At 40.9% G+C, this 24,961-nt stretch carries 27 protein-coding genes; all 27 read left to right on the top strand.

Going from position 1 to position 24,961, the window contains the following annotated elements; genetic code table 11:
- Positions 1–21 precede the first annotated feature (21 nt).
- The 27 genes from C4533_04425 to rpsA all read left to right on the top strand — a co-directional run bounded on the left by C4533_04425 (position 22) and on the right by rpsA (position 24,946).
- The gene (locus C4533_04425; GenBank protein RJP29048.1) at positions 22–954 is read left to right on the top strand and encodes an ROK family protein; all 933 of its coding nucleotides are present in this window, start codon (positions 22–24) and stop codon (positions 952–954) included.
- Between the two features lie 2 nt (positions 955–956).
- Positions 957–3,143 carry an LPS-assembly protein LptD gene (locus tag C4533_04420; protein ID RJP29047.1) on the top strand — a complete coding sequence of 729 codons (2,187 nt, stop codon included), beginning with the start codon at positions 957–959 and terminating at the stop codon, positions 3,141–3,143.
- A gap of 28 nt (positions 3,144–3,171) precedes the next feature.
- Positions 3,172–4,497: a UDP-glucose/GDP-mannose dehydrogenase family protein gene (locus C4533_04415; GenBank protein RJP29046.1), complete on the top strand. Its 1,326-nt coding sequence runs from the start codon at positions 3,172–3,174 to the stop codon at positions 4,495–4,497.
- Between the two features lie 13 nt (positions 4,498–4,510).
- Entirely contained in the window at positions 4,511–5,821 is a 1,311-nt protein-coding gene (locus C4533_04410) for a nucleotide sugar dehydrogenase (GenBank protein RJP29219.1), read from the top strand.
- A complete protein-coding gene (locus C4533_04405; protein ID RJP29045.1) occupies positions 5,818–6,756 on the top strand; it encodes an SDR family oxidoreductase in 939 nt (312 codons plus the stop codon). Before C4533_04410 ends, C4533_04405 begins: the two co-directional genes overlap by 4 nt.
- Positions 6,757–7,050: 294 nt before the next feature.
- Positions 7,051–7,452, top strand: coding sequence for a prepilin-type N-terminal cleavage/methylation domain-containing protein (locus C4533_04400; GenBank protein RJP29044.1), 402 nt, complete (start codon positions 7,051–7,053; stop codon positions 7,450–7,452).
- A 116-nt stretch (positions 7,453–7,568) separates the two neighbouring features.
- On the top strand, positions 7,569–7,991 hold the full coding sequence (locus C4533_04395; GenBank protein RJP29043.1) for a type II secretion system protein: 423 nt from the start codon (positions 7,569–7,571) through the stop codon (positions 7,989–7,991).
- A 7-nt stretch (positions 7,992–7,998) separates the two neighbouring features.
- The gene (locus C4533_04390) at positions 7,999–8,433 is read left to right on the top strand and encodes a prepilin-type N-terminal cleavage/methylation domain-containing protein (GenBank protein ID RJP29042.1); all 435 of its coding nucleotides are present in this window, start codon (positions 7,999–8,001) and stop codon (positions 8,431–8,433) included.
- Positions 8,434–8,448: 15 nt separating this feature from the next.
- Positions 8,449–8,826, top strand: coding sequence for a type II secretion system protein (locus C4533_04385; protein ID RJP29041.1), 378 nt, complete (start codon positions 8,449–8,451; stop codon positions 8,824–8,826).
- Positions 8,798–9,337 (top strand): hypothetical protein, encoded by a 540-nt coding sequence (locus tag C4533_04380; GenBank protein ID RJP29040.1) that lies wholly within the window; start codon positions 8,798–8,800, stop codon positions 9,335–9,337. Before C4533_04385 ends, C4533_04380 begins: the two co-directional genes overlap by 29 nt.
- Positions 9,330–10,214 (top strand): hypothetical protein, encoded by an 885-nt coding sequence (locus tag C4533_04375; protein RJP29039.1) that lies wholly within the window; start codon positions 9,330–9,332, stop codon positions 10,212–10,214. Before C4533_04380 ends, C4533_04375 begins: the two co-directional genes overlap by 8 nt.
- A 42-nt stretch (positions 10,215–10,256) precedes the next feature.
- Positions 10,257–11,285, top strand: a complete 1,029-nt coding sequence (pilM, locus tag C4533_04370) for a type IV pilus assembly protein PilM (protein RJP29038.1) — start codon at positions 10,257–10,259, stop codon at positions 11,283–11,285.
- A gap of 3 nt (positions 11,286–11,288) precedes the next feature.
- On the top strand, positions 11,289–11,858 hold the full coding sequence (locus C4533_04365; protein ID RJP29037.1) for a hypothetical protein: 570 nt from the start codon (positions 11,289–11,291) through the stop codon (positions 11,856–11,858).
- Between the two features lie 3 nt (positions 11,859–11,861).
- Positions 11,862–12,404 carry a hypothetical protein gene (locus C4533_04360; GenBank protein RJP29036.1) on the top strand — a complete coding sequence of 181 codons (543 nt, stop codon included), beginning with the start codon at positions 11,862–11,864 and terminating at the stop codon, positions 12,402–12,404.
- A complete protein-coding gene (locus C4533_04355; protein ID RJP29035.1) occupies positions 12,391–12,756 on the top strand; it encodes a hypothetical protein in 366 nt (121 codons plus the stop codon). The genes C4533_04360 and C4533_04355 overlap by 14 nt, the downstream gene beginning before the upstream one ends.
- Positions 12,753–14,498 (top strand): type IV pilus secretin PilQ, encoded by a 1,746-nt coding sequence (pilQ, locus tag C4533_04350; GenBank protein RJP29034.1) that lies wholly within the window; start codon positions 12,753–12,755, stop codon positions 14,496–14,498. Before C4533_04355 ends, pilQ begins: the two co-directional genes overlap by 4 nt.
- Before the next feature lie 70 nt (positions 14,499–14,568).
- Positions 14,569–14,886, top strand: a complete 318-nt coding sequence (locus C4533_04345; protein ID RJP29033.1) for a DUF2344 domain-containing protein — start codon at positions 14,569–14,571, stop codon at positions 14,884–14,886.
- Positions 14,879–16,327, top strand: a complete 1,449-nt coding sequence (locus C4533_04340) for an Rne/Rng family ribonuclease (protein ID RJP29032.1) — start codon at positions 14,879–14,881, stop codon at positions 16,325–16,327. Before C4533_04345 ends, C4533_04340 begins: the two co-directional genes overlap by 8 nt.
- Positions 16,328–16,419: 92 nt before the next feature.
- Positions 16,420–16,737, top strand: a complete 318-nt coding sequence (gene rplU, locus C4533_04335) for a 50S ribosomal protein L21 (GenBank protein RJP29031.1) — start codon at positions 16,420–16,422, stop codon at positions 16,735–16,737.
- Positions 16,738–16,741: 4 nt separating this feature from the next.
- Entirely contained in the window at positions 16,742–17,695 is a 954-nt protein-coding gene (obgE, locus tag C4533_04330) for a GTPase ObgE (protein RJP29030.1), read from the top strand.
- Positions 17,682–18,731 carry a glutamate 5-kinase gene (gene proB, locus C4533_04325; GenBank protein ID RJP29029.1) on the top strand — a complete coding sequence of 350 codons (1,050 nt, stop codon included), beginning with the start codon at positions 17,682–17,684 and terminating at the stop codon, positions 18,729–18,731. Before obgE ends, proB begins: the two co-directional genes overlap by 14 nt.
- Positions 18,732–18,754: 23 nt before the next feature.
- A complete protein-coding gene (locus C4533_04320; protein ID RJP29028.1) occupies positions 18,755–20,011 on the top strand; it encodes a glutamate-5-semialdehyde dehydrogenase in 1,257 nt (418 codons plus the stop codon).
- Positions 20,008–20,574 carry a nicotinate-nucleotide adenylyltransferase gene (locus C4533_04315; protein RJP29027.1) on the top strand — a complete coding sequence of 189 codons (567 nt, stop codon included), beginning with the start codon at positions 20,008–20,010 and terminating at the stop codon, positions 20,572–20,574. The genes C4533_04320 and C4533_04315 overlap by 4 nt, the downstream gene beginning before the upstream one ends.
- Positions 20,571–21,209, top strand: a complete 639-nt coding sequence (gene rpe, locus C4533_04310) for a ribulose-phosphate 3-epimerase (protein RJP29026.1) — start codon at positions 20,571–20,573, stop codon at positions 21,207–21,209. Before C4533_04315 ends, rpe begins: the two co-directional genes overlap by 4 nt.
- A complete protein-coding gene (locus tag C4533_04305) occupies positions 21,206–22,591 on the top strand; it encodes a phosphoglucomutase/phosphomannomutase family protein (GenBank protein RJP29025.1) in 1,386 nt (461 codons plus the stop codon). Before rpe ends, C4533_04305 begins: the two co-directional genes overlap by 4 nt.
- The gene (locus tag C4533_04300) at positions 22,581–23,177 is read left to right on the top strand and encodes a 1-acyl-sn-glycerol-3-phosphate acyltransferase (protein RJP29024.1); all 597 of its coding nucleotides are present in this window, start codon (positions 22,581–22,583) and stop codon (positions 23,175–23,177) included. Before C4533_04305 ends, C4533_04300 begins: the two co-directional genes overlap by 11 nt.
- A gap of 227 nt (positions 23,178–23,404) precedes the next feature.
- The gene (rpsA, locus tag C4533_04295; GenBank protein ID RJP29023.1) at positions 23,405–24,946 is read left to right on the top strand and encodes a 30S ribosomal protein S1; all 1,542 of its coding nucleotides are present in this window, start codon (positions 23,405–23,407) and stop codon (positions 24,944–24,946) included.
- The last annotated feature ends 15 nt before the right edge of the window (positions 24,947–24,961 follow it).

Raw genomic sequence — 24,961 nt, 5'->3', positions numbered from 1 at the left:
TTTAATATAAAATAATTCGCTATGAAACAAAATTTTATTATTGCCTTCGATGTGGGGGGGACCAACCTAAAATCAGCTTTATTGGATAGTGCCAATAATATAATCGATAGCAGTTCTACCAGTACCTCTGATTTTAAAAGTAAAGACAGCCTTATCCATGCGATAGTAAATCAAGCCAGCGGTATCAAGTCCAGGAATAAGTTGAATAATCAAAGGATATTAGGGGTAGGAGTAGGTTTGCCTGGTCCGGTTGATTTTAAGAATGGCGTAGTTTATTCTCTGACAAACATCCCGGGATGGAGGGATGTGCCGCTGAAAAAACTCTTAAGAAAAAAACTCGGGTTGGATGTATTTGTTGATAACGACGCTAAACTGATGGCGATGGCAGAGTTCCATGCCGGGGCAGCTAAAGGAGCTAATACAGCTGTCTGTATCACTTTAGGTACAGGCGTTGGCGGAGGGTTGATAATTGATGGCAGGTTGCATAGAGGATTTAATAACGCAGCAGGCGAGTTAGGTCATATGCCGCTTAATGAGGCAGGCGCTAAATGTAATTGCGGCTCTTACGCATGTTTAGAGACCTATATAGGTAATAAGGTGATTATGGGGAAAGCAAAGAATGCTTTCGGGCGCCAGGTGAGTCTTGAAGAATTAAGCCGTATGTCAAAGGCTGATAACGGTATTGCTAAAAAAATCTGGAGAGATTCCGGCCGGCAGCTGGGCATTGTTTTAAGCGGGATAGTAAACCTTCTTAATCCTGATTGTATTGTTATTGGCGGAGGGGTAAGTAATGCCGGAAAAGTTTTATTTGATGAAGTCAGAAGAACAGTCAAGGACAGGGCTATGGTTGTGCAGGCGCGCCATGTTAAGGTAATTAAGGCCATGCTGGGCAATGACGCTGGTTTAATAGGCGCAGGTATCCTCGTGAAGCAAAGTTTAATGAAGAGAAATTGATAATGCCAATAGATTATTCTAAAATGAGGGCCATAAGCAAAGTATTATTAACGATACTTTGCTTGTTGGTTTTTTCGGGAGCATCAGCCGAGGAGGCTAAAGATAATAAGCCGGTTATAGTTAATGCGGATGTTCTAGAGTATGCTACGGAAAAAAACGAAGTCGTAGCTTCGGGCAATGTTTCAATAACCTACAAGGGTTCAAAGCTTACTTGTGATAAGATCACCGTAGATACTGTTACAAAAGATGCGGTCGCTGAAGGTAATGTCAGGTTAGATGATAAGCAGGGTACTGTTGAAGGTAAGAAGATAATATACAACCTGGATTCCAAGACAGGTGTAATTATGGATGCGGAATTCAGGTCAAACCCCTATTTTGGCAAAGCTGCCAGAGTTGATAAGCCTAGCGAGAAAGAATTCATTGCTTTAGACGGTTATGCCAGCAGCTGCAGTTTTGATAATCCGCATTACAGGATAAAATCAGGCAAGATAAATGTGTTTCCCGATGATAAAATCCAGACTAAGAATGATGTATTTTTAATCGGCAAGATCCCTATAATGTACCTGCCCAGGTTTAACCACAGCTTGAAAGACCCCTTAATGCATGTGCAGGTTACTCCGGGTAAAAGCAAAGATTGGGGCCCGTATATTTTGACGGCATGGCGTTATAACCTCAGTGATACAGTCAGCGGCAGGATATATGCTGATTACCGTTCAAGGCTTGGTGTTGCCGAGGGATTCGGCGCAAACTATGTTACAAAGGATTTATTCGGGAAAGGCGATTTTAAATATTATTATACACAGGAAAGGGATAACACGCTAGAGCAAGGCACGCCTGCTGAATTTGAAAGATATCTGATCCGCTGGCGCCATAAATGGGATATTGACAGAAACACAGATTTGACTTCGGAGTATTATAAAATAACTGATTCCAAAAGGATAATAATTGGTTCAGATAATAATTTCTTAAAGGATTATTTCTATCGTGAATATGAAAAGGATTCCCAGCCTTTGTCTTATGTGCAGGTGCACCGTAATTTCACCAATTCCAGCCTGGACCTGCTGTTGCAGAAACGTGTCAACCGCTGGTACACTCAATTGGAGAAGCTGCCGGAGGTCAATTACTCTTTGCCCAGTATCCAGGTAGGGAATTCTTCGGTTTATTACGAACATACTTCCCAGGCAGCAAATTTTAATTATAAGTACGCAGTCCCTTCAGACTCTAATAATGATATCCAGATGTCCAGGTTTGATACGACTAATAAATTTTCTTTGCCGATGAAGGTGAGTTTCGTGAAATTTACCCCTTTTGTGATGAACCGCGAAACTTTTTATAGCAGCGACATAGGCAACTCAAGTGTGCATCCCAGGACTATTTTTTATACGGGAGCGGATTTGAGCACAAAATTTTTCCGTATATTTGATGTAAAAACAAATTTCCTGAAGCTAGATATAGATAAATTAAGGCATATTATCACGCCTACTATAGGATATGCCTATAATCATGAGCCTACAGTAAAGAGTTCGCAGCTAAAACAGATTGATTCTATAGATTCAATCGCTCAAAACAATTCCGTGACTTTGGGGATTTCGAACAAATTCCAAACGAAGCGCGATAATATTTCCGTTGATCTGGCGGACTTTAGAGTCTCCTCCATATATTACAACAAACCTGATTCCGGAGTCAAAACAGGGAGTTATCTTTCGGATATACTTTTTGAAATGGAGCTCCATCCTTATTCGTGGCTGAGCATTGATTCCGATGCCACCTGGGAACACTCTGGAGACCGTAACAGCGACCCGAATTACGGTAAGTTCTCTAGCATTAATTACGATATCAATTTTAATTTCGGAAATGATCGTGCTATCGGCATCGGGCAGCGTTATGAGAGGAAGGGCTCTGATGAAATAACCCAGAGCTTAAACTGGAGGTTAAATCCGAAATGGAAATTTTCTGCTTATTTGAGAAGTAACATAGGCAGCGATACTTCTGTAGCTAAAGGATTAAATGAACAGGAGTATACAATATCCCGGGACCTGCATTGCTGGTCATGGGATCTCACTTATAATGTTAAAAGAGACGAAGGCGAGACAATCTGGCTTATTTTCAGGCTTAAAGCGTTCCCTGAAACAGAATTTGGGTTTAATCAGAGTTATCACGGGCCTAAAACAGGGTCTCAATCTCAATAAAAACTAGTTTCATGAAAGGAAGGAAGTAATGAATATTTCTATAATCGGAGCAGGGTATGTTGGCTTGGTCACCGGAGCCTGCCTTGCAGAGCTTGGCAACCACGTAATCTGCGTTGATAATGACTCTAAAAAGATATCCAGCTTAAAAAAGAGTATTATACCTATATATGAGCCGGGCTTGAAAGAGCTGATTATAAACAATTTAAAAAAGAAGAGGCTTAAGTTTACAACCAATATAAGAGAAGCTGTTTCTAAGACCGTTATAACATTTATTGCTGTAGGCACTCCTTCGATGGAGAACGGGGAAGCTGATTTAACCTATATTGAGAATGTAGCAAGAAGCATAGCTGCCAGCCTGTCTTCTTTGAAGAAAAGAGATGATTACCATCTGATTGTGGAAAAATCTACCGTTCCAGTTGAAACGGGCAAATGGGTGCAGGAGACAATAGAGCTTAATTTAAAGCGAAAAATAAGTTTTGATGTTGCTTCTAACCCCGAATTCTTAAGAGAGGGCCAGGCTATAAATGATTTTATGAATCCGGACAGGATAGTTATAGGTGTGGAATCGAGGCAGGCCAAAGAAATGCTTATGAATTTATACAGGCCGCTTAACGCACGGATCGTGGTTACGGATATAAAGTCAGCAGAGCTTATAAAGCATGCCTCTAATTCTTTTTTAGCCACAAAAATATCCTTTATAAACGCCATATCTGATATATGCGACAGAGTCGGTGCCGATGTAGAAGAAGTAGCAGAAGGCATGGGTTTAGATAAAAGGATAAGCCCGGATTTCTTAAAACCAGGTATAGGTTACGGGGGATCATGTTTTCCTAAAGACTTGGATGCTTTTGTTAATATTTCCGGAAAGTTAGGGTATGATTTTAAATTACTTAAGGCAGTAAGAGAAGTGAACCAGACCCAAAGGAGCGCATATCTTAAGAAAATAAGAGATAATTTATGGATAATAAAGGATAAGACTATCGGCGTGCTCGGCTTGTCTTTTAAACCGAATACCGATGATATAAGAAATGCGCCTTCGATTGAGATCATTAAGGCGCTTAAGCAGGAAGGCGCGCATTTACGTGTCTACGATCCTCAGTCTATGGACAAGGCCAAGGGAGTATTAAAAGGCATAAGATTTTGTTCCGGGCCATATCAGGTCTGCCAGGGAAGCGACTGCCTGTTAGTTCTTACTGAATGGCCGGAATTCAAAGAGCTGAATTTTCTTAGAGTTAAAAAACTGCTCAAGAGGCCTTTGATCATTGATGGCCGCAATATCTATGATCCGCATATGATGAAGAAAACAGGCTTTATCTATGTATGTATGGGCAGAGGGCGTTTTTCAAAAAGATAATAAAGGAGTTAAGATGGATAGTTTTTTAGACGGTTTTAAAGCAAGGCTCAAGAAAAAAGATATAAAGATCGGAGTGGTTGGCTTGGGTTATGTAGGTCTGCCCCTTGCAGTTGAATTTGTGAAAAAGAATTTTATTGTCTATGGCATAGACCTTGATTTGGACAGAATCAAGAGTATCGGCCGCAGGCAATCATATATAACAGATATATCTACAGCCGAACTTAGAAAGATAATCGATACTAAAAGATTCTTTGCTTCCAATGATTTCAGGAATCTTAAGGGCGCAGATGTGGTGTTGGTGTGCGTGCCTACTCCGTTAAAGCGGAAGTACCATCCGGACATATCATATATACGTAATGCTATAAAAGCAATTTCTAAGAACCTGAAGAAGCGGGCTTTGATAATCCTGGAAAGTACCACTTATCCCGGTACAACCGAAGAGGTGATCTTGCCTATGCTTGAAGGCAGCAGCCTGCAACACGGACGCGATTTCTTCCTTTGTTTTTCTCCTGAGAGAATAGACCCTGGTAATGTCCGGTATCCCTTAAGTAAAATACCCAAGGTGATAGGGGGTATTAATAGCGAGGCCTCGTTAATGGGAGAGGCGGTTTATTCGGTTATAATAAAAAAGGTAATAAGGGTTTCTTCCAGCCGGATAGCAGAAATGGTCAAGTTATTGGAGAACACTTTTAGGATAGTCAATATCGGGCTGGTAGATGAAATGGCGATGATGGCCCATAAGATGGGCGTTGATATCTGGGAGATAATAGATGCTGCCAAGACCAAGCCTTTTGGGTTTATGCCTTTTTATCCCGGGCCGGGAGTAGGGGGGCATTGTATACCTAAAGACCCGCTTTATCTTTATTGGAAGGCAAAGAAAAGCGGATTCAGGTCTCGTTTTATAAAGCTTTCTTCGGATATGATCAATTCTATGCCTGCTTATGTCGTGGCCAGGGTTAAAGATCTGTTGTCGGCAAAAGGCAAGAAGCTTTCCTCTTCCAGAATCCTGGTTGTCGGTGCTACCTACAAGAAGGATGTCAAAGATTTAAGGAAGTCTCCTGCTCTTGACGTTATCCATATTCTTCAGGAGCAGAGTTTATCGGTAGCGTATAGCGATCCGTTGATCCCTTATTTGAAGTTTAAGGATATACATCTAAGGTCGACAGCTATCACCGGCAAAGGGCTGGCTAAGTTTGATTGCGTGATTATTGCTACTGACCATTCCAGCCTGGATTATAAATTGATCCTGAAAAATTCCAAAATTATCTTTGATACGCGCAATGTTTATAAAAATATAAATAACGATAAGGTGCATAAGCTATGAAAAAATTCTTGATAACTGGAGGAGCTGGTTTTATCGGTTCCCATCTCTGTGATGCGTTGATTGCAAAAGGGCATAAAGTAATATGCATGGATAATTTTATAACCGGGTCAAAAGAAAATATCCGGCACTTATTTAAAGAGAAGAATTTCAGCTTTATTGAGCATAATGTTACGAAATTCATTAACTATAGCGGTAAGTTAGATTATGTTATGCATTTTGCCTCGCCTGCTTCCCCCGAAGACTATTTGAAATATCCTATACAAACATTGAAAGTCGGTTCTCTGGGCACGCATAATGCCCTTGGCCTGGCAAAAGACAAGAAAGCGAAATTTATCCTTGCTTCTACATCTGAGGTCTATGGCGACCCGCATGTCCACCCTCAGCCTGAATCTTACTGGGGGCATGTCAATCCTGTGGGGGTGCGCGGATGTTATGATGAAGCAAAACGTTTCGGGGAAGCTATTGCTATGGCTTACCGCAGAGTGCATAGGGTTGATATCAAAATCGTAAGGATTTTTAATACCTATGGACCGAGAATGAGGATGAATGACGGAAGAGTGGTGCCTAATTTTATATATCAGGCATTAAATAGTAAGCCAATTACCGTTTATGGCACAGGTAACCAAACCAGAAGTTTCTGTTATGTAAGCGACCTGGTAAGCGGCATAATAAAACTTATGTTCTCAAAATATAATGACCCTGTAAATTTAGGGAACCCTGACGAGTTTACCATCCTTGAGCTTGCCAGAAAGGTCATAGATTTTACTGGAACAAAATCAAAGATAATATTTAAACCGCTTCCTCAGGATGATCCGCGCCAGCGCCAGCCAAATATAAGTAAGGCTAAGAAATTATTGGGCTGGAAACCTAAAATAAAGCTGGACGAAGGCTTAACCGAGACTATCTCCTGGTTCAGGTCTAACCGGGCGCATTGAATTTGGCGGGTAATTATGTTATACTTACGATAGAGCCATTTATAAGGATAGGGAAGTAAGACGTTTTTATAATAAATTATTATATTTTAATAGCTTAACAAACCTATTCGCCATAAATGGTGGATAGGTTTTTTTATTCTTGACAATAAGCAAGGTAGGTGATATAAGAACAAATAAGCCAAGGCGGCTTGCTCTTTGAACACCTCGCGTTAAAAAGTTATAATTATAAGATGATCGTAAGAGCGAGGACAGAGAGTCAGAGCTAATTTAACCTTAGAGAGGAGGTCATTGGCCATGAAGAAGAGAGGTTTTACATTAGTCGAAATCATGATTGTTGTTGCTATCATAGCATTGCTGGCTGCCATAGCAATTCCCAACTTATTACGTGCAAGAGTCAATGCAAACCAGACAAATGCACAGGCAACCCTAAGGACTATTTCTACTGCTTGTGAGAGCTTTGCAGCGGCAAATAATGGTAATTATCCAGCAGCATTCACCGATTTAACAACAGCAACTCCTCCTTATTTAAATGAAAATTATACCGCAGCAGCACGTCAGGGGTATAATTTCGCATGCGGAACCATGGGAGTAGCCGGATATAGCTGCACAGCTACGCCAGTAACCTGCGGTACGACCGGTACGCAAACTTACACTATTACAACAGGCGGTGTATTAACATCAGCTGCTTGCGTGTAACTGGCTGTTAGTTTTTTAGTGTGTGGGGGCTTTTATCGAAAGATAGAAGCCCCTTATTTTTTTGTAAAATAATTTTGCTTGCGTAAGCCTGATTTTATGCTAAAATCAAAACAAATATGAATTTAACCTCTTGTAACGCAAAAAGTTTCATCACAATAATGATAGTAATTGCTGTGGCTTCGGTTTCCCTCAGGTTTGGGCTGGAGCATCTGATAAAATTCAGCATAAAGCAGAATGAGTCCAACGCGTTGAGCACGCTTAAGCTTGTTTCTGCGGCAATAGAAAAATATGCCAAAGACCATAAAAGCTTATTCCCGGATAATATAAATAAGCTTGTTGATGCTGAGCCGTATTATCTTGATAAAGATTATACCGGGCAATCATTTTTAAGAGGCTATAATTTTAACTGCAACCGCCTTGATGAGTCAGGCTACAGCTGTAACGCCCGCCCGATTATCTGCAGAGTAAGCGGCAACACCGTGTATTCAGTTTCTACCGGCGGAGTGATTAAAACGGAGAACTGCTATAAAAAGGAGTAGTCCTCATATGGGCAAAAGAGGCTTTACGTTGGTTGAAATAATGATTGTAGTAGGTTTGGTTGCCGGATTGATAACTTTGGCTGTGCCGAATATATTGCGGTCAAGGGTAGTAGCCAACGAAAGCGCGGCATTAGGCAACCTTAAGGCGATCAATAATGCCTGTCAGCTCTACCATGTTAACGAAGAAGCATATCCCTCCAGTATGACTGATATGGCAGAGCCTGCAGCTAATCCGCCGTACCTGGATAATACGATTGCCTCAGGGAGAAAACAGAGTTACCAATTTAATTATTCTTTGGTGGATAACGACCATTTTACCGTCAATGCAAACCCTACTTCTACGGGGTTGTTAAAAGGCAAATATTTTTATCTTGATGAGAGCGGGATAATCAGATCTAATTCCAGCGGACCAGCAGGCCCTGATGATGAAATTGTTAAATAACTTTTAACTATTCATATGCCTAAGTTAGCTAAAAGCTGTTTTAAGAAAGGCAAGGGATTTACACTTCTTGAGCTGATGACAACTATAGTCATACTGGTTATCGTTATCTCGGGGTTATTGTATTCTTACGTTGTTTGTATATTACTTAACGAATCAAATGCCAATTTAATCACCGCCACTAATGATGCCCAGATGGTCTTAGAGCAGATGAAATCCCTGGCCTATAATAATATCGCTACATATGTGCCGCCTTCTTTAACAAATTTGCAAGATGAGGCTGTTACAATAAACAGAAGCATAGGCTCAAAGATAGCTCAAATAAGAGTTAATGTCAGCTGGACTGAAAGGCAGAGGCAGAGAAATATTGAAATTGTTACCCGTATACCCAGGTAAAATTAAAGCCTTTACTTTAATTGAGGTTTTAATAACAAGCGCGATATTCATTGTAATCGCAGGTATGCTCATTTTCGTGCTTAATGCCGTGCATCTATCAGACCGGGTTAATATAGCTAAGCTTTCTGTTGAGCAAAATGCGCGCAACATTATGGGCTGGATTGTAAAAGATGTCCGGCAAACCAGCAGTTATCAGATCATTAATAACCTGCCTACGAACGGGCATATAAAATTTAAGCAATGTATCGGGCATGACGGTTCGAACCTCTTATGGAGCAGTGAGTTTATAGAGTATATTTACAATCCTATCAATAATACATTGACAAGGCGCCAGATCGATGGGTTGAGCGTTAAGAGCTGGGAATTTGATAATATTATGGTTCCGCCCTTTGATATTACAGAGCTTATTAATAATAAATTGACGGTGACGGTAACAGTAAGAGAAAATGCAATAGGTAATATCAATCCACAGGTAACATTAACTACGGAGATAAGGTTAAGAAATGGATAAAAAGGGAGCTGCTTTAGTATTTGGTTTACTTATAATTTTTGTTTTTATGGTTATGCTCGGCTCGTTTTTCTTGACTACCATGAATGAAAATAACCTCTCAAGAAGATATGTTAATTCCGTGAAGGCTTTCTGGCTTGCTGAGGCAGGAATTGCTGAAGGCCTGTACCATTTGCCTTTAGGCACAGCAGGATGCATAGAAACGAATAATTGTTATGATGTTAATGTCTCTAACTTAACCGGGTTATATTACCAGATTGATTCTACCGGCACTGTAACGCTCCCAAGGCTGGCAGGCCAAGACGAAGTAATCAGCAGGAGATTAAGGGCTGTTGCAAAGACAAACGCTATTGACCCTTCAAAATTCCAGTATGCTATTGAGACTACTGTGCATCTTGTGATCAGAGGCAGTGTTGATATTAACCCTAGCGATAGCAAAAAAGAATATTCCGTGCTTGATTTTCCTGATTTATTTGGTTATAGCAAAGAGGATATAAGGTCTTTTGCTACGAATTATTATTCAGACCCGGCGGTTGATATTACACCGGTTGATGGGATAACCTGGGTAGACGTAAGCCCCGGGAATGAATTCCGCATAGCAAGCGATACTTGGTCAGGCAGCGGTATATTGGTCGTAGCCGGTGATGCGCAAATAACAGGGGGTACGTTCAGCGGAATAATTTATGTAATAGGAGAACTCCGCCTTTCCGGCAATCCGGTTATAAACGGGACAGTACTTGCTGAGAGCGATACAGAAATAGTAGAAGATACGACTATGACTGGAAACGTCACACTTAATTATGATATTGCGGCTATAACGGATGCTTTATCAAGTTTACAGTTCTTGCACCCGGAAGTCGTTTCTTGGCAAGAATTATAAAATTTAATATTTAATATTTATTTTTTTGATATAATAATAACTATGAAGATTGTCCCTTTCCCGAAAGTTAAACCAAAGATCCCTTTCAAGCCGCGGCTATCATTTGGACTAGATTTAGGTTCCCACTTTATCAAGCTGGTTAAACTCAGCGTTTTAAAGGATAGTGTCAATATAGAAGGTTTCGCGGTTGAGCCCGTAGGCCTTGATCTTGAGGGATTGCTTAAGAGGCACTTCCAGTCATTCGGCATCAAGAAATTGAATCTCTCCCTGTCAGGGTTACAGACTATTACCAGGTATACAGACTTCCCGAAGATGAGCAACGATGAGTTTAAGCAGGCTCTTAAATTCGAGGCACAAAAACACATCCCCTTCCCTTTGTCTGAAGTGAATGTCGATGGTTTTATTTTAAAAGATGATTTACCGGATAACAAGATGCTGGTTCTGTTGGCCGCTGCAAAAAAAGATGCCATAGAGTCAAGGATTAAGCTCTGCGATAACCTGGGCGTCAGGCTCGGTGCCGTTGATATAGATTCCATTGCTTTGATTAATACTTTCAACCACAATTATAGCGATGACGAGTCTATTAAAGATAAAGCAGTGGCTTTACTTAATATCGGAGCAACCGAAAGTAATTTAAACATACTTGATAGCGGATTTCCTAGGTTAAGCAGGGATATCCATATTGCAGGAAATCATTTTACGAAAAAGATATCGGATATTCAGGGTTTAGAATTTAAAGAGGCCGAGAAGATAAAAGTAAGCCCTGAGAAGCAAACCTCAAGCGTTATTTCTTGTATTGATAACGTATTGTCTAATTTAGCCAGGGATTTAAGGACATCTTTTGATTATTATGAAAGCCAGAATGCCTCCTCTGTAAGCAGGATTTATTTAACCGGGGGGAGCAGTATGTTTGCCGGCTTAAGGGAAAGCCTGACAAATCTTATGGGTATACAGGTAGAACATTGGGATGTGCTTAGGAATATAACTATCGCTGATACGGTAGATTCAGATAAGCTGAAACAATATTCCGGCCAGCTGGCTGTAGCGATCGGGCTGGCTCTACGTACTTAAAATATGATTGAGATAAACCTTCTTCCAGAAGAGCTAAAGACTAAAATAAAGAAGACTGAGCAGAGTGCTAAAAATAAGAAACTACTTTATATTATACCTCTGGTTTTTTCCGTATTGATAATTGCCCATTTATTTTTAGTATTATTAGGCTTGGTTAAGGGAATTGATTTAAACAGGCGCAGGTCTGAATTAGCCAAGCTTGAGCCAAATAAGACAACTCTGGAGAAATTCAGGCAGGATAAGCAGCTGTTTAGCCAGGATACTAAACAGATAGAAGATATATTAAGGAAGAGGATAAATTGGTCTCAGAAGATAAACAGGCTTAGCATGGATTTGCCTTCAGGGGTATGGTTTACAGAGGTAAGTTCAGCAGACAAGGACTTTACTATTAAAGGTTCGGTAGTCTCTTTAGAGAAAGCAGAGATGAACCTTATAAATGAATTCATAGAAAAACTCAGGAAGGACCATGATTTTTATAAGAATTTCACCAAGATCGAGCTGGTTTCAGCCCAAAGAAAGATGCTGGCAGGTTATGAGATCGTCGAGTTTACCTTAAGCGGGGAGCATAAATAAGAGATGAATATCGACATTATCGAAAAGATTGAGCTGGATAGCAAAAAGCTTGTGCTGATTTTGATAGTTGCTTGTACTATATTGTATCTGGATATAGCACTTTTATTCCCGGCACAATTGCGCTCTCTTAAAGCTGCGGACACTAAAGTTTCAAAATTAAGAGAAGAGATATCACAGATAAATAAAGATCTGGAATTATTAAAGAACGCTTCTTTGGTCAAAGATAATGCGTTAGCATCCAGGTTGATCATAAAAGAGGAGCAAGTACCGGCATTATTACAGACTATATTTAACAAAGCAAACGAACGTAACGTGAGGATCATGCAGATGAAGCCGATCAAAGAAGGTAAGGCAAAACAGGCACAGGGGCTTACGCTGATCTCTCTTGATTTATTGGGTGATTACCATAGAATAGGGGCATTTATCAATGATTTGGAGAATTCTAAAGAACTTATTGCTGTAAAAGAATTCAGGATGAATAATGTCCCTGGGGATAATTTCCAGCAAAAGGCTTATTTTCTGATTGAAGCATATGTTAAAAAATAAAACTTTTTTTATTACATTAATTATTTCAGTTTTATTTATAGGCCTGAAGTTGTCGGCAGCGCAGGCCGATTTTGTTTATGATAGCCATAGTAAGCGCAATCCTTTTATTGCATTGGTCACTCCCGACGGAAGGCTGCTTAAGCTCGACGTTGAGGAAGGAAATGAAGCCTTGGCTTTAGAGGGGATAATCTTTGATGAGAACGGCGTTTCTTATGCTATAGTAAACCAGGATGTTGTGAATGTCGGAGATTATGTCGGAGATTATCAGGTGCTTAAAATAGAAAAAGATGAAGTCAGGTTCGTAAGAGAGGGTCAGCTCTTTGTTGTTAAACTAAAGAAGGAGGAAGAATGAAATTTATCCGGGTCTTTACTATGTATAAGCGCAATTTTATCTTAGCGCTGATAATTGCTTCAATATTAGCGTTTGGCGCTACCCGTGTATTTAGCCAGGACCAAGAGAAAAAACAGCTGCCGGAAGAAGCCCATGGGATGCTAGTTCAGGATGCGAGAGCCCCGATTGCAATAAGCGGCACTGAAGAAGCGCCTGCTGCAGTAACCATGGAAAATGAAGGCATGGTTGCCGAACAGGCAAAAACTGAGCCTGTAGAAAAACAGGAAGCGGTGATTGATGATTTAGCTGCTTCAAGGAACGTAACATTAGATTTTAAAGAAGCTGATATCCGTAATGTACTCAAGATAATTTCTTATAAATCCGGAGTAAATATTGTTACCACTCCTGAGGTTATAGGTAATGTCACAATCAGGTTGGTTGATGTACCGTGGGAAAAGGCTTTGGATGTTATCTTAAGGACCTATGGTTTTGGTTACGAGAAACAAGCTAATATTATAACCGTAGCGCCAATTGAAAAATTGACTGTGCTTAAGAAGCAAGAGGTTGAGTTGGCACAGGTTCAGCCGACGGTTACTGAAGTATTTAATTTAAAGTATATTGACGCGCAGGATGCAAAAAAGGCTCTTGACCCACAATTATCATCAAGGGGTAAGATCACTGTTTTGGAAATGACAGGGCAGGCCGGTTGGGAATTCGGAGGGTCTGAACTCGGAAAAAGAAAGAGGGCGTCAGAAGATAAACTTAGCCGTTCCAAAATACTTATAGTCAGCGATATACCTCCGATTATGGATAAGTTAAAGGAGGTAATTGATAAGATAGATATTAAACCCAAGCAGGTCTTAATCCAGACAAAAGTTGTGGAGATAAACCGGGATAAGCTTAAAGATATCGGTCTTGATTTAGGTACAGGAAGCGCGGGAGCTTCAAGTTATGCAACGGCCCCTGAAGATATCGGCGTCAACAAAGGTAATACGCGGACAGTCGCCGGAAGAAATTTGGCTTCCGAATTTACGCCTACAGTCTTTGGCCCGACGGAAGGAACAACTACTTTTCCCGGTACATATCCTTACAAGGCCGGCCTGGAGTTGATTTTTAAAAAACTGACCGGTTATGAATTTGAGGCTATCTTACATGCCGTGGAAGAAACTAGCGGAAGCAATGTGTTATCGTCCCCGAGCATAGTAACGCTTAATAATCAGGAGGCCAGTATTCTTGTAGGAACCAGGTATCCTATACTCAAGACTGAAATATCCGGCACCGAAACAGCGACTACACAGGTTACTTTGGATTATTATCAGGATATTGGTATTCAGCTTAACGTGGTGCCTCAAGTAGGAGCTAATGATGATATCAATATGGTTATACATCCTGCTGTTACTGATTATACGAGCACGCTTGGTACAAACGCCTATCCGATAATCGATACCAGAGAAGCTGAGACGCGTATCTTAATGAGGGATGGAGAGACGATTGTAATCGGAGGCCTGCTTAAAGATGTTAAGAAGAAACAGATCTTGAGTGTTCCGTTCTTGAATAAGATCCCGCTTTTGGGTTTATTGTTTAAAAGAGAAACAATTGATACTCAAAAAATAGATTTATTGATCTTTATTACTGTCAGAGTTATACGGGATATAGATTTCTCAGTAGAGAATATTTCTAAATATGAGGAGCGGGTTGGGCTTACTCCTGAGGGCATAGGATATCCGGATCCGGAAAACAAGAAGAAAAATAAGAAGAGATAGCCCTAGAGAGTTCTTATTGATACGGGAAAATGGGGGCACTCTAAATATTAGGAGTGTCCCTTTATTTTGCATGTATAGCGTAAACTTTAAATTTGATAAGATAGGCCAGATGGTATATATATCTCATCTGGACTTAATGAGATTATTTATGAGGGCATTCAGGCGTTCTGAATTCCCTCTTTTAATTACAAAAGGATTCAACCCGCATCCTAAATTCAGCATAAAGCAGGCATTGAAGCTGGGATTAAAGGGTATTGACCAGGAAGCGACAATAATTTTGGAAAAAATGGTTTCCGCATCAGATTTCAAGGAAAGGCTGCAGGAGCAGCTGCCTTCAGACATAAAGATTAAAGAGGTTCTTATTTATAAGGAAGACAAAAATGCATAAAGAAATTCTAATCAATATTGAAGAGCAGGAAAAGAGAGTAGCGATAGTAAAAGACGGGCGGCTCCAGGAGTTTTATATTGAGAGGCCCCAGGATAAAACAATAGTCGGTAATATCTATAAAGGCAGGATAGAGGCAGTTATGCCTTCTATTGGGGCGGCATTTGTCGATATCGGTTTAAACAAAAAGGGGTTCCTTTATCTTTCTGAGATTGATTCGAATTATGAATTATCTGATAATGCCGTTTTTTCTGCAAAGAAAGTAGAAAAGGGCCAGGAGGTCCTGGTGCAGGTAGTCAAAGAATCTTTTGGGAATAAAGGCCCGAGGCTTTCTTGCCACATAGGCATAGCCGGAAGATATATTGTGCTTATGCCTCAAGATTCGCAAATTGGGGTTTCGCGAAGGATAGAAGATGATGAGGAAAGAAAACGGCTCAGGTCAATACTTGCGGAGATCAAGCTGCCCAAGGGCGTAGGTTTTATCGTCCGGACTGCTGCCTGGGGGAAGTCAAAGCAGGAGTTGCAGAGAGACGCTTATTTTCTTATAAAGCTATGGAAGAGGATCGAGAGGATAATCCAGGCCAGGAAGTCCCCTGCGCTAATATATGAAGAATACGATTTGGTTTTCAGGGTTATCAGGGATTCATTCAGCGATGATGTCGATAAGTTAATAGTTGATTCCAAGAATGAATTCATAAGGATAAAAAGGTTCATGAAGGCCTTTATGAATTATCTTAACTCAAAGGTAGATTTATACAGGGGCGAAGACTTATTCCTGGATAAAGATATCGAAAAACAGATAAACAGGATATTTGATGCAAAAGTTTATTTAAAATCTAAGGCCTACCTGGTTATCGAGCCGACAGAGGGTCTGGTGGTCATTGACGTTAACAGCGGCGGATTTAAGAGAAATATCCAACAGGAAGAAGCGGCTTTTAAGGTTAATTGCGAGGCGGCCGAAGAAGTGGCGCGGCAATTAGTGCTAAGGGATTTGGGCGGGATTATAGTGATAGATTTTATTGATATGCAGAGAGAAAACCATCGCAGGGAAGTCTTAAATACCCTTAAGCGCGCTCTTAGTAATGATAGGGCTAAATACGATATCCTCGGTATTTCTAAATTCGGTTTAGTTGAAATGACCAGGGAGAGGATACACAATACAGTCCAGACTATGACCTTCCAAAATTGCCCTTATTGCAACGGAAAAGGCAAGATAAGGAGCGTGCTTACCATATCAATTTCGGCAATGAAAGAACTGAAAAAAGCGCTTAAAGTCATGAAACCTCAAAAGGACAGGCAATTGAACCTTAAACTGAATTCCCTGGTTGCCGAAGAGGTGCTAAGAAACAAAAACAGCCTTAGGTATCTGGAAAATAAATTCAGGACCAAGATCAATCTTATCCCTGACCCTTCCATGCATATAGAGGAAGTCAGCATCTATTGAATTAATGCTTAATTTATCCTTGACCTGACCAGGCTTAGGTAGTATAATTTATGCTCACCCGTAACTAATATTTGATTTAAGGAGGATAACAAATGTATGCAGTTATTGAAGTTGGAGCAAAACAATATGTTGTAAAAAAGGACGATATTATTGATGTTGAGAAGCAGGACGCTCAGAAAAACAAAGAGCTTTTGCTGGATAAAGTACTACTGACAGCGGATTCAGAGAATATCCTGATAGGGCAGCCTTATTTAAAGAATGCGATAGTCCATGCCTCAGTGCTTGACCAGGTAAAGTCGGATAAAAAAATATCTTTTAAATACCGCCGGAGGAAGTCTTCTCATTGGACGAAAGGCCACCGTCAGCAACTTACTAGGATCAAAATCAAAGATATAAAGGTAGGTAAATAAATGGATGTTCATTGATACCGTCAAAATTAATGTTAAGGCAGGCAACGGTGGCAAAGGTTGCAAAAGTTTCTATCGGGATAAATACCAGAGAAAAGGAATACCTGATGGCGGTAGCGGCGGTGACGGAGCAAGCGTTGTAATCCGCGCTGACCGTAATTTAAGCACTTTGCTGGATTTCCAGTATAACAGGCATTTTAATGGACAAAACGGTTCGCACGGATCAGGCAAAAATCAAAAAGGGAGGGACGCCCAAAACCTGATCATCCGCGTACCCTGCGGAACTGTTATTAAAGACCTTGCCAGCGGTTGTATCTTGCGTGACCTGGAGAATGACCAGGAAGAATTTGTTGTAGCAAAAGGCGGGCTGGGAGGTAATGGTAATTACCGGAATAAAGAGGTCACCGATGGCCAGCCTGGGCAAGAAAGAGATTTAATACTGGATTTAAAGCTTATTGCCGATGTCGGTATTATAGGCTTTCCTAATGCTGGTAAATCTACCCTTATTACGGCTATTTCAAATGCGCGCCCAGAGATAGCATCATACCCTTTCACTACCAAATTCCCGGTCCTGGGAAGCGTAAATACAGGTTCTAATAAATTTATAATCGCTGATATACCCGGCCTAATCGAGGGTTCTTCTTCCGGCAAAGGCCTGGGAGATAAATTCCTCAGGCATATTGAAAGGACCAAGGTCCTGCTCCATGTAATTGACATGGCCGCAGTTGAAGGCAGGGATCCGGTTGAGGATTATAAGAAAATTATTGTTGAGTTAAAAAAACATAGCCCATTGCTTAATAAAAAGCCGCAGGTGATTGCGGCTAATAAAATGGACATAGCTGGTTCGGATGAGAATCTTAAGAAATTCAGAAGGAAGATAAAAAAGAAAATATATCCGATCTCAGCCTTAGAAAAAACCGGGCTTAAAGAACTGATAGAGGCGATAAATGAAAAACTTTAAGAGGATCGTTATAAAAATCGGTAGCAGTATATTTGGCGGTAGCGAATCTTTGGAGCTCGATGCGCTTTATGAAGTATGCGCCCAGGTGCAATCGCTTATTGACGGCAAGAAAGAGGTTGTGCTGGTGTCTTCCGGGGCTATTGCATGCGGAGTGCGTGCCTTGGGGTTAAAGGAAAGGCCAAGGCAAATGAGCGCTTTACAGGCCTCTTCAGCTATTGGGCAGAACGAATTAATGAGCGCTTACCGGGGATTCTTTAATGGTAAAACAAGAACAGCACAGGTGCTTCTTACCTGGGAAGATTTTAATGACCGTAAGCGTTATTTAAGAGCAAGAGAAACCTTGCTTGCCCTGCTTAAATATAAGAGCCTTCCGATAGTAAATGAAAATGACACTGTATCCACAAATGAGATTAAGTTTGGGGATAATGACAGGTTATCAGCGCTTGTGGCAAAATTAATTTCAGCTGATTTGCTTATAATACTTTCTGATGTTGATGGATTGCTGGATAAAAAGAGAAAGTTAATCAGCCTGGTTACTCAGATTACATCTCAGATTAAAGAATTAGCATGTCCGACCAGTAAAAAGACCTGCGTCGGAGGCATGATTACCAAGCTTGAAGCTGCCAAAATCGCTATTGATTCAGGTATCCCATGCGTTATAGCAAATGGAAGAAAGCCAGGTATCATAAATTCCGTATTAATTGACCCTGAGGGCAGCGGAACTCTATTTTTATCTCAAAATAAGCTTAGTTCCAGGAAGCATTGGATAGCGCATGGAACAAACCCTTTAGGCAAGATCGTAGTTGATGACGGTGCAAAGGAAGCACTGTTAAGGAAGAAGAGCCTATTATCTGTTGGTGTAATTGCCACTAAAGGCTCTTTTGAGCGCGGAGATGTGGTAAGTATCATTGATTCCGAAAATAATGAATTTGCCCGGGGCAGAGCTGACTTTTCCGAGAAAGAAGTCGATAAAATAAAAGGCAGGCGTTTCCCTAAAGAGATAATACATTGTGACAACCTGGTTCTTTTGATCTAACTATTCCTTTAAAGGGGTGGATTATGGATTCTAAAAAAGAAATAAAAAGAATGGCTTCAGAAGCCAGACTTGCTGCTAGCGCCCTGGTGAATCTTTCTTCTGAAAAGAAGAATAAGATTATTAAAGATATGGCACTGGCATTAATAAGATTTAAAGCTGAGATTATCAATGGCAATAAAAAAGATATCAGCGCAGCAAGGAAAATGAAGTTGGGTGCAGCTTTTATTGACCGTCTTATACTCAGCGACAAAAGAATAGCTGATATGTCTGATTCTTTGCTTGAGATTTCTAAGCTGAGCGATCCTATCGGAGAAGTTATTAAAGCCTGGAGAAGACCCAATGGGCTTTGGATCCATAAGGTGCGTGTGCCGATAGGAGTTATTGCCATTATTTATGAATCTCGCCCTAATGTCACCTCTGACTGTATAGGCTTATGTTTCAAGTCAGGTAACAGTGTCATATTAAAGGGGGGGAGCGAATCATTGTATTCTAACCTGGCTATTTTCAAGGTGCTTAATAAAGTATTGCTTGCAAACCATATACCTAAAGGTGCAGCGAACCTGTTGGAATTTAAGCACAGGAAGGCTGTCGATTACCTGCTGGCTCTTAATAATGATATTGATTTGGTCATTCCTAGAGGCGGCCAAGGGCTTATAAACAGGGTTACAGAGATCTCAAAAATTCCTGTAATCAAACACTATAAGGGTATATGTCATGTTTATGTAGATGAATGGGCGGATTTAAATATGGCTGAGAGCATATGTTTTAACGCTAAAGTCCAGCGTCCGGGAGTATGCAATGCTATGGAGAGTATGCTTGTACATAAGGACGCTGCCGTAAGGTTCCTGCCTTCAATGCTGAAAAAATTACGTGCTTCCGGAGTCCAAATACGCGGCTGTCCGATCACTTTAAAAATAGTCAAAGGCTTAAGAAAGGCCACTGAAAAAGATTACCGGACAGAATACCTTGATCTTGTGCTTTCAGTCAAGGTCGTTAATGATGTGAAAGCTGCGATAGACCATATAAATAATTATGGTTCTCATCATTCTGATTCCATAGTTACTGAAAATTACGATAACGCCATGGAATTCCTTAAACAGGTTGATTCGGCATGTGTTTATGTTAATGCCTCTACCCGTTTTACCGATGGTTATCAGTTTGGGATGGGGGCTGAAATCGGTATATCCACGGATAAGTTGCATGCACGGGGGCCAATGGCGCTCGAAGAACTGACCACTTATAAATATATGGTTTTTGGAAACGGGCAAATAAGACAATGAAACTGGGGATTCTGGGGGGCACCTTTAATCCGATACATGTAGGCCACTTAATTATGGCCGAAGAAATTAGAGAGAAGCTTTCCTTTGACCATGTAATATTTGTGCCTACATTCCTGCCGCCGCATAAGGATAGCTCAGATATCGCTTCGGCAGGCGACCGGTATAAAATGGTTAAAATGGCCATAGAAGGGAACAAATATTTTTCGGTCTCGGACATAGAAATTAAAAGGAAAGGGCCATCTTTTACAATAGATACTTTAGGGGAATTAAGGAAGGTATATCCTAAGGCTGAACTTTTTTTTATTACCGGCTCAGACCTGTTGAATTATCTGGATGAATGGAAGGACCTGGATGAGATTATTAAGATGGTCAAGTTCATAGTGGCGACCCGTCCGGGATACCCCTTAGAAAAGATCCCCTCATATATTTCAAAAATTAATATCAGGGCAGTGGATATTTCTGCCTTTGAGATAAGAAAGAGTATCAGAGAAGGAAAATCTTTCAGGTATCTTGTCCCGGATAAGGTCTTTAGGTATATCTTAAGAAAGAGGCTATACATATGAAGATACAGGTTTCTCCGTCGATTTTGTCTGCTGATTTTTCCTGCCTGGGCGAACAGATAAAAATGGTCGAGTCTTCCGGTGCGGATATGATCCACGTTGACGTTATGGACGGTAATTTTGTCCCTAATATAACCATCGGTCCCGTTGTGGTAAAAGACATACGCAAAGTCACGAAACTCCCTATTGAAGCGCATTTGATGATAGAGAGGCCCCAGGACTATATAGAAGAATTCATAAAGGCAGGAGCAGATATCGTTACTCTGCATATTGAAGCAATCACTCCCGCAGCTTTTAAGAAGTTGGCAGTCAAGATACGCAGGCTTAAGGCCCGTCCCGGTATATCTCTTAATCCATCCACGCCTTTAAGCAGGATCAAAGATGTTATTGGATGTGTTGATTTTATCTTGGTTATGTCGGTAAGGCCCGGGTTCTCGGGGCAGAGTTTTATTCCGCGGGTATTACCTAAAATAAAAAAACTACGCAGTATTTATGACGGAGATATTGCCGTTGATGGAGGCATAAATGAACATACTGGCAGGTTAGCAAAAGAGGCAGGTGCGAACATACTTGTAGCCGCCTCTTATATATTTAAATCCAACGATGTAAAGACAGCAATAGAAAGGATGAAATTATGAAGGACAGGGATGAAATAAAATTCGGGACTGACGGCTGGCGCGGCGTCATAGCAGACAACTATACATTCGAGAATCTTAAAATAGTTTCTCAGGCTGTTTCAGATTATTTGTCAGGGCCAAAAAAAGTAGCGGTGGGTTTTGATACGCGTTTTATGTCCGATAAATTCGCTAAAATCGTATCCAAGGTGTTAAGCAATAACAAGCATTCTGTATTGCTTTCTGATAGGGCAATACCTACTCCTACGTTAAGCTTTGCGGTGAAGAATAAGAAGCTTGATTTGGGAATAATGATAACCGCCTCGCATAACCCTCCCGAATACAATGGTTTTAAAATAAAAAATTCTGCCGGAGGGGCTGCCGGGCCTGAAGTAACTGCTGAAGTTGAAGGGCTTCTCGGTAAGAATCCTGTTGTTAAAGACAGCACTGACTCTGTTCAAATAAAAGAATACAATATGGTTAATGATTATATAAGTTTTATCAGGAATTATATTGATTTCAAACGTATAAAAAGCAAGAAATTCAAGGTGCTTGTAGATTCAATGCATGGTTCAGGGGACAGTTATATAAGCCAGGTGCTTAAAGGTACAAATATAAAGATTGAGTTTATCAGGAATGATGTGAATCCGGCTTTCGGCGGCCGCGGGCCGGAACCGATCGAAGACAATCTTGCTGAGTTAAAAAGAAGGGTAAAAGATGGAAAATTTGACCTGGGCATAGCCTTAGACGGTGATGCAGACAGGATCGCAGCTGTTGCTCCAGGAGGGCTTTTTATACATCCGCAGAAAATACTAGGCTTGCTTGCATTGCATCTGCATGAGGACCGCGGCTGGTCAGGTGGTATCGTAAAAACTATCGCCGGCTCGACCATGATTGATAATATCGCTGATGCCCTGAAAGTAAAATTATATGAAACCCCGGTTGGTTTTAAGTACATATCAAATCTTATGGAGAAAGAGGATATCGTAACAGGAGGCGAAGAGGCAGGAGGTATGGGGGTAAAAGGATATATCCCTGAACGCGATGGCACTGTTGCAGGTTTATTGCTTCTTGAGATGATGGTTTACCGGAACAAAGACATAAGAAAGATCCTTGAAGAGACAGAGAAAAAATTTGGTAAATATTATTATTTGAGAAATGACCTCCGCCTAAAAACAATGGTCGATATCAAAGACCTGGTCCTGCCAAAAGAAATATTGGGCAAGAAGGTTGTGCAGATAAAGGATTTTGACGGCATAAAATTGATTTGTGAGGATGAAGGCTGGCTGATGTTCAGGGGTTCGGGCACAGAACCGATAATGCGGATCTATTCGGAAGCCAGGAGTCTTTTGCGTTCAAAACAGCTTTTATCTTACGGCACTAAGATGGTTACTGATGTTTTATAATATCGCAAGATTTATTTGTTTTGTTGTGCTTAAGATTTTCTTCAGGCTTGGTGTGAGCGGCCTGGAAAATATTCCGAGAAGCGGCGGTTTTATACTGGTGTCTAACCATGTAAGCTATTTTGATCCTGTTGTTTTGGGAGTTGCATGTCCCAGGAAAGTAAGCTATATGGCCAGGCACGATCTTTTTGAAGCCCCTGTCATGAACTGGTTGCTTCCTCTTTTAAGGACTATTAAGCTTAAACGCGGTTCCGCAGATATATCGGCATTAAAAATAGCCATAAGGGAAGTCAAGGCTAATTTCGGTATTATATTATTCCCGGAGGGGACACGCAGTGCCGACGGCCAAATCAAAGACCCGCGTGCAGGCGTAGGTTTTCTTATGTCAAAAACCCAGGCACCCGTAGTCCCGGCTTTTATAACCGGAAGTAACCTGGTGCTTCCTAAGGGCGCTAAATTTATAAAATTTGCCAAGATAAAAGTTATTTTTGGCAAACAGCTGGTTTCAGATCCTGCGTTATCGTATGAAGAAAATGCCCAGCGTGTAATGCGGGAAATAAAAGATATCGCCTCTGTCTCAAATGCCTGATAATGATTATTCTGGGGCGATGCCTTAAGGTCTAAAAATTATCCGTAAGGGAGGTGTTTTTTTGTAGCAAGTTAAAATAAATAGAAAATGAAGGCCCTCAGGCTTTAGCCTGAGGTTTCTTGGAGCGGAATACTGAACGTACACACTCCATCCGTACCTTAAAAGGTGCGGTTTTGTGGATACTAACGTAAAAAACTAACTAAAATAATATTAGGAGGAATCAATAAATGAAAGACGCAAGCATGAGTTTAGAGCAGCTTTACAATGAAAGTATCAAGGATATAAGCGAAGGCCAGATAATTAAGGGTAGAATCGTTTCTGTCAAACCTAAAGAGGTTTTAGTCGATGTGGGATTTAAATCGGAAGGAATCGTTCCTATCTCAGAATTCAGCAAGGAAGACCTTCAGGTCGATAAGGAGCTTGATTTTCTTGTTGACTCAATCGAAGACGACTCCGGCATGATCGGCTTATCACGGGAAAAAGCAATCCGGATCAAGGGTTGGGATAAGATAGTCAGTTCATATAATACTCAGGAATTTGTCAGCGGCAGGCCGAATAAAAAAGTAAAAGGAGGGTTCCTTGTGGATGTCATGGGTGTGGAAGGATTTCTGCCCCTATCGCTATCTTCCTTTAAAGGTATACAGGACAGGGATATCTTAAGCAAAGAATTTAAGTTTAAAATCGTTAAGATAAACAATCTAAGGCACAGCATAATCCTTTCCCGGAAGGAAGCCGTGCAGAAATTCAAAGAAGAGGTCAAGGAGAAGGTGTGGAACGACCTAAAGATCGGCCAGGTATTTTCCGGGACTGTTAAGGCAATAACCGATTTCGGGGCTTTTATCGATTTGGGAGGCGTTGACGGGCTATTGCATATTACCGATATGTCATGGTCGAAAATAAGCCATCCTTCCGAGATAGTGGCTCTTGGAGACAAGATCGAGGTTATGATACTTAATATGGATAAGGCCGCTGAAAAGGTTTCTTTAGGGTTGAAGCAAAGGTTGCCCGATCCATGGCAGGGGATTGAGGATAAATATAGCGTTGGTTCTAAGGTCAAAGGCAAAATTGTTAATATATTGCCTTATGGGGTTTTTGTAGAGCTAGAAAAGGGGATAGAGGGCCTTATCCATATCTCAGAGATCTCATGGACAAAAAGGATCAGCAACCCCAACGAAATATTTGCCATAGGGGATATGGTGGAAGCCCAGATTCTGAGCGTGGATATTGAATCCCGGAGAATATCGTTGAGCCTTAAACAACTGGAGCAGAATCCATGGCTTGACGCAGAAAACAGATATCCTGTTAACTCCAAAGTCACCGGCAAAGTCAGGAGTTTTACCGACTACGGAGCTTTTGTGGAACTAGACAGCAATCTTGAGGGTATGATTCATGTCTCCGATATGTCATGGACAAAGAGAATAAACCATCCTCAGGAATTACTTAAGAAAGGGCAAAAAATTGAGGTAGTTATCCTTTCGGTTGACAGCCAAAACAGGAGGATATCTCTGGGCCTTAAGCAGCTGCAGGACAATCCTTGGCAGCAAATTGCCGAGAAGTACCCCTTGGATACCGTGCTTGAAGCCGAAGTCGTCAGCATTACCGATTTTGGTGTCTTTGTCAAAATTGACGAGGACCTTGAGGGCTTAATTTACGCCAGCGAAATTGATAAAGAGGAATCTGCTAAACTTAAACCTTCCGATAAAATAAAAGTAAAGGTAATCAAGGTTGATATTGACCAGGCGAAGATCGGATTAAGCGCAAAAGTTTAACTTTAAAAAGGAATA

The sequence above is a fragment of the Candidatus Omnitrophota bacterium genome (assembly GCA_003598025.1).
Lineage (GTDB): Bacteria > Omnitrophota > Gorgyraeia > Gygaellales > Profunditerraquicolaceae > Profunditerraquicola.
Note: the sequence above shows the minus strand (reverse complement) of the source record. Positions and strands in the feature narration are given on the sequence as shown.